12 protein-coding genes are annotated in these 13493 nt (G+C 34.3%); all 12 read right to left on the minus strand.

The genetic code is table 11. From position 1 onward, the window contains the following. A complete protein-coding gene (locus IW20_RS02680; protein ID WP_035618404.1) occupies positions 1-999 on the minus strand; it encodes a hypothetical protein in 999 nt (332 codons plus the stop codon). Between the two features lie 90 nt (positions 1000-1089). Next, entirely contained in the window at positions 1090-2061 is a 972-nt protein-coding gene (locus IW20_RS02685; RefSeq protein ID WP_035618406.1) for a SphA family protein, read from the minus strand. 90 nt (positions 2062-2151) lie between these two features. Then, entirely contained in the window at positions 2152-3360 is a 1209-nt protein-coding gene (locus tag IW20_RS02690; RefSeq protein ID WP_035618408.1) for a helix-turn-helix domain-containing protein, read from the minus strand. Between the two features lie 151 nt (positions 3361-3511). Continuing rightward, on the minus strand, positions 3512-4093 hold the full coding sequence (locus tag IW20_RS02695; RefSeq protein WP_035618410.1) for a DUF4136 domain-containing protein: 582 nt from the start codon (positions 4091-4093) through the stop codon (positions 3512-3514). Positions 4094-4361: 268 nt separating this feature from the next. Then, positions 4362-5087 (minus strand): DUF6515 family protein, encoded by a 726-nt coding sequence (locus IW20_RS25265; RefSeq protein ID WP_123869432.1) that lies wholly within the window; start codon positions 5085-5087, stop codon positions 4362-4364. Between the two features lie 22 nt (positions 5088-5109). Further along, a complete protein-coding gene (locus tag IW20_RS02705; RefSeq protein ID WP_081912423.1) occupies positions 5110-5850 on the minus strand; it encodes a DUF2092 domain-containing protein in 741 nt (246 codons plus the stop codon). A 36-nt stretch (positions 5851-5886) separates the two neighbouring features. Beyond that, positions 5887-7287 carry a DUF2252 domain-containing protein gene (locus IW20_RS02710; RefSeq protein ID WP_035618414.1) on the minus strand — a complete coding sequence of 467 codons (1401 nt, stop codon included), beginning with the start codon at positions 7285-7287 and terminating at the stop codon, positions 5887-5889. A gap of 12 nt (positions 7288-7299) precedes the next feature. Next, on the minus strand, positions 7300-8079 hold the full coding sequence (locus IW20_RS02715) for a DUF2490 domain-containing protein (RefSeq protein ID WP_035618416.1): 780 nt from the start codon (positions 8077-8079) through the stop codon (positions 7300-7302). A gap of 21 nt (positions 8080-8100) precedes the next feature. After that, complete coding sequence (locus IW20_RS02720) at positions 8101-9552, minus strand: DUF1254 domain-containing protein (RefSeq protein WP_081912424.1); 1452 nt, start codon at positions 9550-9552, stop codon at positions 8101-8103. A gap of 65 nt (positions 9553-9617) precedes the next feature. Then, on the minus strand, positions 9618-10445 hold the full coding sequence (locus IW20_RS02725; RefSeq protein WP_051885501.1) for a hypothetical protein: 828 nt from the start codon (positions 10443-10445) through the stop codon (positions 9618-9620). A 107-nt stretch (positions 10446-10552) separates the two neighbouring features. After that, complete coding sequence (locus IW20_RS02730) at positions 10553-11569, minus strand: HAD family hydrolase (RefSeq protein ID WP_081912425.1); 1017 nt, start codon at positions 11567-11569, stop codon at positions 10553-10555. Positions 11570-11638: 69 nt separating this feature from the next. Then, positions 11639-13324 (minus strand): arylsulfatase, encoded by a 1686-nt coding sequence (locus IW20_RS02735; RefSeq protein WP_035618814.1) that lies wholly within the window; start codon positions 13322-13324, stop codon positions 11639-11641. Positions 13325-13493: the final 169 nt, after the last annotated feature.

The raw sequence follows: 13493 nt of genomic DNA on the forward strand, positions 1-13493 counted from the left end.
TTAAAATCCAAATCGGTAATTTACCGAAGCTAAAATTGAAGAGCGTCCGCCAAAAAAACCTGTTTCGGTTCTAAACTGCCAGTGATGATCTAATTGAAATTGTCCGCCCACAGACATACTCCAAGGTGATAATGCTTTCTTTTTGAGTGAATACGAAATTGAAGCATCTTCTGGATCAAGTTTATCTAATTTGTCTTTTATTTTATCTGCAATTTGCTTGACAATCACTTTATCTGCAGCAGGCAAATTTTGATACCAAGTTTTATCTTCAACATCAAAATCAGCAGAATTTCCGTTAACGCCCAACTCCGAAAGATTAATAGTTCCTTGAGTAACTCTGTTTACAAAGAGTCCCTGAACACCTATCCATGGTGCAAAATTTCTATTTGGTCTCTTTCTGGACTGAAAAACATATCCAAATCTTGGCGCTAACATTTGTGAATGAATAGCTCCTTCTATCTGATCAAATTTTGTCCATGTATTATTGTAATCTAATGTTCCAAACACATGTTTATAAGCTCCTCCTAAAGTCATTCCGACTCCAAAAGTTCCTCCTTCAAAATCGACTTTACTACTAAAATTCATTGGTGAAACCACATTTACACTTGTGCTTGCCCATGTTTTGCCCACAACGGCATAAATATCTACAAAAGGCAATGCCCAAACATCTATACGTGAAGTAACGGAGTTAAGTGAAGCTTTGGTTTCTCCAAATTTTACAAAATTAAGAGGAACTAATGGGCTGTTGTTTATTCCTACTTCTAAGTCGCTAATAACAACTTTTTGGCTTCCTGTAAAATAATTTATCATTATTCCTATCGGATATGGCAAATCGACTCCTCTTTTGGTAATACGTTGTCCCCAAGCTGGTAATCTATACGCCCAAGTAGATGTTTTTATACTATCGGCATAAGCTTGGCGTAAATCTTGTTTTTGGGCAAATACTATATTTTGATTTATGATAATAAATATCAGCACTAATAATACTTTTAATTTCATACGTAGGTATATTTAATTACTTATTAGAAATTTCACACCTTTATCGATTAAGCTATTTATACCAATTTTATTATAATTGGTTATCTATTTTTATTTCTTGGTACTAAAAACATGAGCCAGAGTTATAAAAAAAGTATTTCCTTTAAATCTGTTAATAGACTCAACTTCTCCAAACCAGCGTAATCCTGCTGAAGTACTTGAGCTAATATGAAAGTAATTTACCTCGGCTCCTAAAGCCATAACTCGATCTTTGTTACCCGAAAAAATGTAACTCCCAACAGGTATTTCATCACTTGTTGCTTTAAACTGCATATAATAAACCAAACCTGCATTAATTATAGATTTTGGAGCTGGTGCATCTGTAGTACCTCCCATTACATAATATGTTTTCCCAAATCCACCTTCAAGGCTAAAAAGATCCCCTGTTTTAATATCGGTTCCCTTTTTCTTGCTATTCATTTCATAAGAAGCCAATGCAGATAAATGCAACGTTTTTTTATCATTAAAAAAAAGTGTTGTTCCTGCCGATAGTTCATTTATAAACATCCCTAAACCACTATTATCACTGGCTCCAATATCAAATTTTCCTGTTGGTAAATACATCGCATAGGTAAAAATAAAATCGGCTTTTTTATTATGCCAACCCAATTGTACAGGTACGATATAAGTATCTGAATAAGCAAAAGAACTTTTTGAACTTACATAATTTCCCTGAATTGTATTTGTAGCAAATGGCAACAATGCCGATACTCCATAATTTCCTCCTAAAATCTTAATATCACTTACCCAACTTACACCTACAGCAGTAAGAAACATATTTAAGTTTGGATCTGCTACTGCAACATCTCCATCGTCATTTCGTAAAGAAGTTGTGTTATAAAAATAAACAGGTACAAATACAGAAAGGGTATTTTCGGGTGTTTGAGTACCCGATTGTAATCCCATCGCTCCTAGGAAATGTCCTCCTTTAAGTTGCGCATTACTAAAAAAAGAAAGTAATAAAAGTAGTGTTGTAACAACTGTTTTTATAGATTGTATGTTTCTATTAAATATTGTTTTCATGATTTTATAATATTTTATTAAATAACTTTAAAACACTTAATCGATAAAAGAATCCCGTATTACAGGTTCTATCTCGCTCTGTTAATGAAATTATTTTATTGAGAATTCATTTCTGGTCTCAGAAGATATTCGAATAAATTTAAAATACTCCGATGGCGATTTACCTGTATGTTTAACAAATGCTCTAAAACAAGTTGTTCTGGATTTAAATCCTGAACCCCATGCCATTCCTTCCAGAGACAAGTGTTTCCAATCGATATCATTTACTTTATCTTTAAAATATTCGATTCTTTTAAGATTTACATAATCCTGAAAATGAAGATTGTATTCGCTGTTTATCAAACTCGAAAGATGATGGACTGGTATTCCTGTTTCTTCGGATAAATCCCGAATGACAAGATTTTTCTTTAAGAAAAGTTTTTTACTAAGAAAGGCTTTTTCGAGTGTTATCAAATAAGCTATTTTCTTTTCATCTGTAAGTAAACTCAATATTGGCAAAGAGTCCTTTACTTCTTCTACCTTTATGGGGTTGCTGCTATAGTTACGCAAAATGGCAACTGGCTCTCGCAAACCATATAAAACCTGAGGTTTAAAATACAACCAGCTCACTGTAAAAAGAAGCATAAAAGATACCATTGCATTGTAAACAAAATCAATATTAATTATAGAACTACTTAAAAAACGGTGCACAAAAAGTGTCGAAAAAAGTACTATAATCATAATATTAAAAATCCTCAACCAATTAATAACCTTGTCATTATAACGCTTAAGTTTACTTGTACTTTTTAAATCAAATTTTAAAATCATTATTGTTTGCACAAAAGCATAACCTAGCCATGTTATTATTATGATTAATGGAAATGCAGCATTTACCTTAACAGATAAATAATCGGTCATTTGAATTGTATCTTCATTAAGCAAACCACCTAACTGATTCACATATCTATCTGAAAATGAAAACACAATATAAATGAAACACGCTATGAAAGGCGTAAAATGTATCCAATCGTATTTTCTGATCATTTTTCCTGGTAACAGAACATTTCTGATATATAAAAAAGAACAGGGTGCTACCAAAAAAATAAAAGAACGAGCCATTATAAAGAAATTCGAAAATTCCTTTAATACACTGGCAGACAGATAAAAACTATAAATACTTCCTATTGCCAAACTGAACAGACAAAGACTTAAAAAGAAATTCTGATTAAGATTTTTTTTTGTAAAAATGATCACAAACGAAACAGCAAAACCAGCTATTGATGCGATAAAGAAAAAAAGAGATAGTAATATATAAATCATGGGGAATAGATTTAACATTTTATTCTAAAGTGATTTTACTCATAAAATCAATATTCTTAAAGACACCTTTAGTTGCCTACATTATAAAACGATTAAACTTATCTAGTAGGGAGATAAGTTTAATCGAGTTGTAGTATACCCGTTGTAGAACTTATTTTTTTACAACTAAGCCAGGAGGGAATCCGGCTAAAATTTTCTTAACAGAAGTAGTAATAAATTCATCTGGATTGTCTGGTCTTTTGTCCAGTTCGGTATTACCGATTCCTTGCCAAACCAGTTTTTGTGATTTTGTAGACACGATATCTATTATCAAAGATCCATCAACATAATCATAAGTGTCATACGTTGTTGTACCTGTTAGCATTCCGCCACCAGCACCCCAATATCCGTACGGACGATACATACCGCCATAACCGTAGAAATTAGAATTTGCTGTAACTTGTTTTTTGTCTTTTAAGATTGTAACCGCATTAACTTTTAAATCTGGATTACTAGTTGTTTCTGTAAATCCTTTACTAATCATTTCTGCACGAATTGCGTTAGTAACTCTATCCACATTTAGCTGGCTTACTTGCCCTTCTTGTGCTTTTAAGTCATAAAGCGCAAATGTTTTGTACTCTGTGAAATTAGCTGCATGGTCGTAATCGGTTGTAACTTTTACGCTTGGAGCACAACTGTAAATCAAACCCAACACTATAATTGGGATTATGAATAAGGTTCTTCTTGTGTTCATTTTATTAAATTTTAAAGTGATTAGTAAAAAAAATTAGTAAACTATTAAACTCTTAAATAAATGATCAAATTTTGAATGAACGGAAATTCCTGTTAAGAATACTGCTTTATTTTAGTTAAAACATTCTTAAATTTAAATGGTATTTTCATTAAAGGTAAATTATTTTATTTAATTACCGCAAACAAATTCAATTAAATATTTAACATTACAAACTGAATAACAAATATTTACACTCAAATAATGAGCTTTTTTAAATGCTCAGTATTGATTATTTCCCTTGTACTACAACGTAGCTATCCTGACCATCTTTAGATATTGGTTGGTAATACACATTGTTATAAAGTAAGTATTTTTGTCCATCTATGGTCTTTTCTTCTGCTCCTTCGGGAAGGTGTGTTACAACTGCTCCAACCGGTGCTGTTACAACTTTATATTTATCCGAAACTTTGCTATAATAGGTTCCTCCGTAATAATAATACTCAGCTCCCGAGACAGATATTGTTACATATCCTTTGGGCAAATCAGATATTGTAGCGCCCAATGGTGCTGGTACAACTTTATACCCTTCAGATTCTTTTACGTAATACACACCATCATCATAATTATAGTTTGTATTCTCTACAGATACAATTATGGCAGCGGTAGTTAATGTTGCCAAAAAGAAACCTACAGGATACCATGTTGGTCCCCAAACATACGGTACAAACGGATGGTATATATATGGATAAGGCACAGGATAAGGATGAAACGGTACCGGATAGGGTCTCGGATATGGATGCGGCGGCGGTGGCAATGGTCTAGGCGGAATTGGCCTAATCGGTTCTGGGCGAGGCATCGGTCTTATTGGCTCAGGACGAGGCATTGGTCTAGGCATCGGGCGTGGGGGTGCAAAATGACCAAAACGCTGAGCTATAACCGTTTCTGGAGTTATTAATAGCATTGTAAGCAATACCATAATAAATATCGAAATTCTATTTGATTTGTATGATTCCATAAAGATTCTATTTATAAATGAATTATTTAACACCTTCTCTTGAAGCAAATTTTATCTTAGATGCCTTAGGAGGAACTTTAAACTCAAACATGGAGTCTGGTAAATCGGAGTTTATTACCCAATCTTTATAAACAGCTTCGAATTGTGGGCTTCCTTTTTGATCTGTATAAATTATTACCATTTTGAGCGGTAAAAACAAATCATCATTTCCTATCCAAAACTGGAAACTTTTGGTTTTATCATGTCCTGCAATATGATAACACTCTTTACCATCGAAGGTTGTTTTTCCTAAAAAGACCAAATCGTCACTAGACGATTGGATGTCGCTGGCAAAGGAAGGATAGAAAAAATCAGCTGCCGAAAACTCAATCCCAAACTTTTTACTAACAGCATCTATGGTTTCGATTACAGAACCTGGTGCTGTAGTTGTAGCGTAGCTATTATTATCATAAGAATAATAATTTAAGTCCCTTCCATTGTATGATAAAACTCGATTGCCTTTATCTCCACTAGAACTGACTTTCATTTTCTCAGGAAACTTAATAGTAACTTTATCTGTTATCGCATGTTTTACAAGTCCTAAATTATCTGTAGGAATATCATAAGTCGTTACTGCAATAAAACGACAAGATTTTATATCCTGCATTGTTTCGGTGGTGCGATTTAAGATATAAACAGCTGTAGAATCTATACGCTGTTTTTGGGCATTTGCTGTAATGACCGTAATCATAAATCCGATTAAAAATAAAAACTTCCTATTCATACGTTTGTTCTTTACTTATTAATTTTTAATACTGAATTAGCATTCCACTGGTATTGGCAATCTTCCGGTTTTAATGGCTTCCAGCATCTTTTTATAATCTGCTTCATTTTGGTTTGCATATGAAACTGAGAAATTGGCAATTGCATTTGCAAACTCATCATTCTTACCTATATAACCTGATAAAAGCGAAGGGTCTCCAGAACGTGCATGTGCTCTTGCCAAAACCCATCCGCAGGCTTTAGCATAATCCGTAAGATTTTTGGCTTTCATAACTTCAAGAACAGGTTTTACCTTGGCATCCCGAAGTTGCCGTATATAAAAAAACTTACCACTTTCTCCGTCTGTCCATCCTAAAAACATATCCGATGCTGACTGCATTAACTTCTGTCCCATCACAATCCGTTCTCCTTGATGTTTATAGATACTTTTGGTTTTTAAATGAGGCTCTAATACGCTTTGTCTCGCTTCTTTAAATTGTAAAAAAATAGGTTCGCCTGTGCTCGACATTAGTAAGCTAATTCCGCAAAGTGTTCCTACGCTTCCTACTCCTACCACTTTTATAACAATATCATGTACCGAATAACGGTTTAGGAGTATTCGCTTATCTTCTGAGAGTGATTTGACATATTTTTTATGAATCGTCTCAGCTTGTCGCAACATATTTTCTTCATCTTCACCCGTTAAATGATAAATAAGTGGTGGTTCATCTTTAATACGTGCCCGTTTTCCTTCTCTATAAGTCAGTTTTGCAAACTCTTTTTCATGAGCTGTATATTCAGCCGCTTTTTTTAATCTCTTTTTCTGGAACAATTTTATTTCATCATCACTACCTAATTCTATCAAATCAGCAAGGTCTATATGTGCATACCATATCTGGAGTGCCGATAACTTGCTATATTCCAGCATGTGTTTTTTATAACTATCAGCAACTATCCAAGCAACTTCTTTACATATTTTTGGAGAAAAATTCTTCCATCTTGCTGCGATGGTAAAACTTGTTGCCAATCTTTTTAAATCCCATTCCCAAGGGCCAGGAAGCGTTTCATCAAAATCATTAATATCAAAAACCAGCTTACGTTCTGGTGTAGCAAATCCTCCAAAATTCATTAAGTGACAATCCCCACAAAGTTGCAGTTCGATTCCTGTAGTTTGAGTTCTTGCCAAATCGGCTGCCATAATTGCCGCCGCACCTCTGTAAAAAGAAAATGGAGATTCCATCATTCGGCTATAGCGAATGGGCAATAAACTTTCGACTCTTCCTACACTTGTATTAATTAGTATTTCTACTGGGTCTTGTCTATCTTTTGCAGCTTTCCATTCACGATGTATGGTACGTGGTGTTGCGTTACGAATTGCTTTTCCTTTGGCAAATCGTTCCGTTTTTGATACACCTGAATCAAATCTGTTTTCATTGGTTTCTTTGAATTCATCACTCATAGCTCCTAAATTTTATTTTCTTTTAAAGGGCAAATCTGTCGTAACCGTAACTCGTATCGTATGATTCATTCTGCTAAGACCACTTTCGGTATCGGGTGATTTCCAGAAAATCTGATTCATATAGCCTACTTCTAATCGTATTTCTCTACGTCTATCAAGACTATACGCCGTTCCTAAATACAATCGGTTTTGGTCTAGATAATTCTCATCACTGCTTGCTGCATTGGTTCTTATATGTACCTCATCGTAAACAACCGCAGCCCATCTTTCTTTAAACCATAATTGATATCGCACTTGATACCGCAACGTGTTTTCGAATTTGTAATAATCAAAATGGTCACTATCACTATTTGGGTCGTCTTTTCTTCCTAACCATCTTTGTTCCATCCTAAAACGTTGTGACCATACTTCTTTTCCTTCTTTCTTAACGATGCGCCAGATAAATTGTTCGTATATCCTATAATCAGGATTATTGTATGGTAATGAAATTTCGTCATAAGGCAAATCCCATTGATAAGCAACTCCTGCTCCCAGCCTGTTTCCGTTTTTAAGATAATAATTGGCTCCAACTCTATAAAAAGATCCCTGAAGTTCGGACACCAATTCGTTCCCTTTAGAATATCCTTCTAATAATAATCCCCATCTTCCATCTTCTTTAAAAGGCAAATACAATTCGTAACCTACCCATGCTGCAACATTCTGCTCCATTTTTTGGGCGTTTATTTTTACACTTCCAAACAGTGTAAATACAATTACAAAACATATCGTTCTCAAAACATTAGCTACTTTCATATTATAGTTGAATCCGTTGGGTTATTTCACTTCTGTAACATCACCCATTTTCCAGGTTTTATCAAAAAATCCTTTTTCAGGTCCGTAGAAACGTGCGAGTAATTCAAACTTGCCTTTAGGATCTGTTGGAACCCAGTTTGATTCTTTTCCTGTTGGGGCTTTTGCACCAAAATAAATATCAACGGAACCATCAGGATTAGCTTTAAGTCCAGGTGTTGTAGATGCCCTGCTGAAATATTTCATGTCTTTGATTAATGCATGAGTTTCGCGGTTATATGCAGTTACTGACCAATATAATTTCACAGGAACATTTGCAGGTAAATGCAATTGGTATGTTTTTGAACCGTCAAATGACTGCCCTTTATCATCTTTAATGGACATTAGATAAAATTGTCCTGTCCCTAAATGCTTAGCACTAAAATAAGCCATCGAATAACTTATTGCCCTTTCGCTTACCGGATAAATGTTAGGCGCCAGATAATTTGCCATGATAGATTTTACAACATCCTGAGAAGCTGGTAAAGCCCAATTTGTGCCATCATAAAATGGTGGTTTAAAAATAGCTTCATATCCTTTATCCAGATATTGATGTGCATCTTTTATAGCTGCATTTAGAATTTCTTTTCGCTTGGTATCAGCTGTAAAAGGCTTTCCTTTTTCTATACCGATTGATTTTAAAAAATCAATCATAACTAAATCTCTGGTTAACCAAGGTTCACGCTGAACAAACTCGTTTAAAACTTCAAAAAAGTGAAAATTGTAAGGAATCGTATTACTGAATTCAACCTCTAGTAAGTCAATAAATTTTGTTGCTGGTGGGTTTGCTACTTGAGAATAAGGATAAATCTTCACTCGTTTTCCATATTCAACTGCACGTTTAATATCATTTGGACTTCCGTCTGTAAGATTAGATCGAAGTATTGCAAAACCGGTATATGTCGATGATGGCATTGGAATATAACCTTGCGGAACTTTTTCTTTATAATTAGGAGGCAAAATGAGATACTTTCCTCCTTTTCCTTTATCTACTCCAGCAGGTCCTATATCTTCGATAGCTGTTTGCCAGCCATCATCTAGACTTCCTGTTAACGAAGAGGAACCTTCAGCAGGTGGAATTTCTAATACAACTGGACCTTTTCTTGTATCATACAAAGGGTTAATGTAAATGACATCTGGATTTGGCGTTAATGTCTGATTTTTTGAATTAATTAAACCTGACCAATAAACAATTTGGTTAAAACTGCCTTTTGTTTTGCTTAGACTTTCATTCAACAACTCAAAATTTACGGCAGGCATTCCCCAAATCACAGCTTCAACAGCTCGATTATATGTTATTTGCTCATCAATACTTTCAGGTTTAAAAGCTGTTGTCTGTGCAGCTTTACTATCATTGGCCATCTCTGTTTTAGCAGATGGGTTATTGCACGATAACAATAGTCCAAGAAAAACAAATGGAAAAATTTTTGTATTCATTTTTTCTATATTTAAAATAATAAATTTTAATAATTACTCTAAAACTAAAGGTTTTTAAAACCCGTTTATGATCCTAGGAAAACTAAAGCTACAACAGCTCTTAATCCCCAATCTGGTCTTGATGATGATGGCCCGTCTATTGGTATTAATGGCATTACGGCAAACTGAACCACCTGACTTCCTAATTTTGTGACTGCTCCTATCGAAGGGTTTAAAGAAATATTTGTTGTATTGGCCTCCCAATTTTGTGTTATCTCTGCATTAACCCCTAAACTGGCACCACTTTTATAACTATGCGAAAGGAAAATCTGGGTATAAAATTGATTAAAGTCACCTCGGTCTTTATTTCCTGCAACCGACCATATCTGGTTGGCAATAAAACCTACCGAAAGTCCTTTGCCCTGATGCATTATTAATACACTCGGTCCTATCCCAAATTTTTCGGTTCCCAATAATTTATCTGTTGCTATTGGAACCAAAAAAGCGGGGCCAAATCCGTAAATTAACTTTTCGCTTTTGGGTGCAAGAAAAGCCGTTACGGTGGCATCACTCAATCCGAATTGATGTGTATTTTCTCCTGTAATATCTCTCTGATCTACAATTGGAACTATATAACGGGTAATTAAATTTAAGTCATCACTTAATTTAAAAGGAATTACCGGTTGCACGTTAATTGTATATTTAGATCCATTAAAAGGCCCAATACCATAACTAAGATTATTTTGCAACGGAACACTTATAAGACTTGCGACTGGATTTGCCAGTTTATCTGCAAGTTCCTGTGCACTTGCCCCTGGTTTTTCTTCTTGTGCAATTATAGTACAGTGTATTAATAAAGTTGCTACTATAATTAATACAGTTTTAAGTTTAAAATATGAGCCAGAACATTTCATATCGCTTTTTTTTATATTTTTTTAATCATCCAAAAACATTAAAGGATACAGCTTTTAAACAAACAAAAAAGCTGTATCGCTTTAAAACCTAACCAAAAACCAAATTATTAGTCTGCAAAAACTTTTTTCCAATCATCTTTCATGTTTATCACATGCCAGTTGTTTTTTGCAGCTGCATTCAATGATGCATTATCTTTTTCCTGATAGCTAAATTCTCTTATCGAATCATTATGATTTACCAACATTTGAAATGAAGGATATTTGTTACCCTGACTATATTTAAGCATAGCAATATCGCCCGCTCCACCTTCATTACCGCAAGCAAAAACAGGACGTTGCCCAATATGCAATTGTATGCCCACAGGTTTTCCTTCTTTATCATTAAAATGATCTAAAGCTGGTTCTCTCTGAATAGCATTTTTATCTGAATCGTATTTATATTTAAAAGAAGTTCCTACAACCTGATCTTTTGGAATTCCATAAAATTCTTCAGAAATTCCACGAACTACTTCAACTGTACCACCGGTTACGATAAACGTCTTAAAACCATTTGCACGTAAGTAATTCAACAGTTCCAACTGTGGTTGGTAACGTATTTGTTTTACTGAAACATTTTTACCTGGGTATTTAGCATCTTTATAAAAATCTGCTACTGATTTTTCAAACTCATCTTCACTCATTCCTGTATGTGTTGCACCTACAAGTTCTATAAGAGCTTTGTCTCCACCTTTTTCAAAATAACTTTTATCTTTTTCAACTACCGCTTTAAAAGGTTGTTTTTGTGCTAAAGCAGGATTAGCTTCAACCATTTTCTTTACTCGATAAAAAGCAAATAATTCCTGCACATATGGTTTTTCAGCCCAAAGTGTTCCGTCATTATCAAAAGTGGCGATTCTACTTTCTATCGGAATAAAATCTGGACTTCCCTCTTTGGTTACTTTTTCAACATAAGCAATTATGTCCTTTTTTAAAGTTCCATCGTTCCAACTTGGTAGCGGATCTCCACTTGTGGCAACATTTTCAGTACTGTCTTTTGACTTTACAGTTGCGTTTTCTTCAGATTTATTTTTACATGAAACAAACAAAAATAAAAATAGGGTTGCGAAATATAATTTTCTATACATAATATGATTCATTAAAAAATTAAGCCCAAATTATTAAGGATAACTTAGGCTTAACTTAAGATTATTACTTTATTTTTTCTTTTTGGATGTGTCTTGCGTGTCTTCTTTTAGTTGAGGTAAAACATTCTTCTCAATATAGTTTCGCGCTTTAATATCTCTCATTGCTTCTTCCATAATAGTGTAAGCAGAGAAACTTGGCGGAATTGATCTAGGTGGATAATCTTTAAATGTTTCTGCAAATACAAGAACATCATGTAATGCTCCATATACCAATGGAACATGATTCATCTGCCAATCCCAGAATGTGTTTGATGTAATATCTGCTCTTTCAAAAGGATCTTGGTATAAATTGAATATCTTTTGCAAACGTAGTTTTGTAAAAGGTTCCGCCCACACTCCCATTGTACCTGCTAAACGTTGCTCTGCAAAAACATATTTATAATCACCTTCACGCAAACCAACTAATAGACCATCATCATCTGTATAAAAGAATTTATCTCTGGCACTTTTTTGAGTTTTACCACGTAAAAAATTACTTTGGTCGAAGCCATCTAGATGTATTTTATAATTTTTTCCATTTGCAGTATATCCTTTTAAAAGTTTATTAACTATATCTGGCTCTCCCGCAATAGAAGCAAAAGTTGGTATCCAGTCATTATGACTCATTAACTCTGTAGTTACAGTTCCTGGCTTAATAACTCCTGGCCAACGTACAATACAAGGAACTCTAAAAGCTCCTTCCCAGTTGGTATTTTTCTCAGAACGGAAAGGTGTCATAGCTCCATCAGGCCATGTATTCATATGAGGACCGTTGTCTGTTGAGTACACTACAATTGTATTATCAGCAATTCCTAATTCATCTAATGCTTTCAAAATGCTTCCTATAGTTTCATCGTGTTCGATCATACCATCAATATATTCACTGTCTCCATGTGTATATCTTCCTCTGTGCTCTTTTCTAACGTGTGTACGAAGGTGCATACGAGTAGCATTAAACCAAACGAAAAATGGTTTACCATCTGAATTTTGTCTTTTAATAAAATCAATTGCTGCTGCAGAAGTTTCATCATCTACAGTTTCCATTCTTTTTTTTGTAAGCGGACCTGTATCTTCAATTTTTTGTTTTCCAACTCTTCCAAAACGAGGATCTGTAGTTGCATCATCAACATTTGTTGCTTTACATTTTAACACTCCTCTTGGTCCAAACATTTTTAAATATTCAGGATCTTTAGGGTAATCTGGCAATTCTGGTTCTTCTTCAGCATTTAAATGATATAGATTCCCAAAGAATTCGTCGAATCCGTTTACTGTTGGTAAACTTTCATTACGATCTCCTACGTGATTTTTTCCAAACTGCCCTGTAGCATATCCTAAATTTTTCATAATCCCTCCAACAGATGGGTCTAACTGACTCATACCCATTGGTGCTCCTGGAAAACCTACTTTAGTAAGTCCTGTTCTAAGACCATGTTGTCCTGTTAAAAAGGCAGCACGTCCTGCGGTACAGCTTTGTTCTCCATAATAATGTAAAAAACGAATTCCTTCGTTTGCCAAACGATCAATATTGGGTGTAGTGTATCCCATTAATCCATCACTATAGGCACTAATATTGGTAGTTCCAATATCATCACCCCAAAGTACCAAAATATTGGGCTTTTTACTGTTTTGAGCCTTCAGCTGGGGAACTGTAAGACATCCCGCCGCAAAAATGAAAATTGCGCCTTTTAATCCACACTTGTTTAATAATTGTTTCATAATAATAAATTTTGTTAATAAACTTCTACTCATATTAATACTATGGAAATGCAAACTATTAGGTTTAAATTTTACCTTTAACCTAAGGGATAAATATGTTTACATTTTTCTTCTTTACTATTCTCATCAAAATCATTACTTATCTAATTTTTAGAATAAAACGCATCAA

Origin of the sequence: Flavobacterium hydatis, assembly GCF_000737695.1 — a bacterium.
Classification (GTDB): domain Bacteria; phylum Bacteroidota; class Bacteroidia; order Flavobacteriales; family Flavobacteriaceae; genus Flavobacterium; species Flavobacterium hydatis.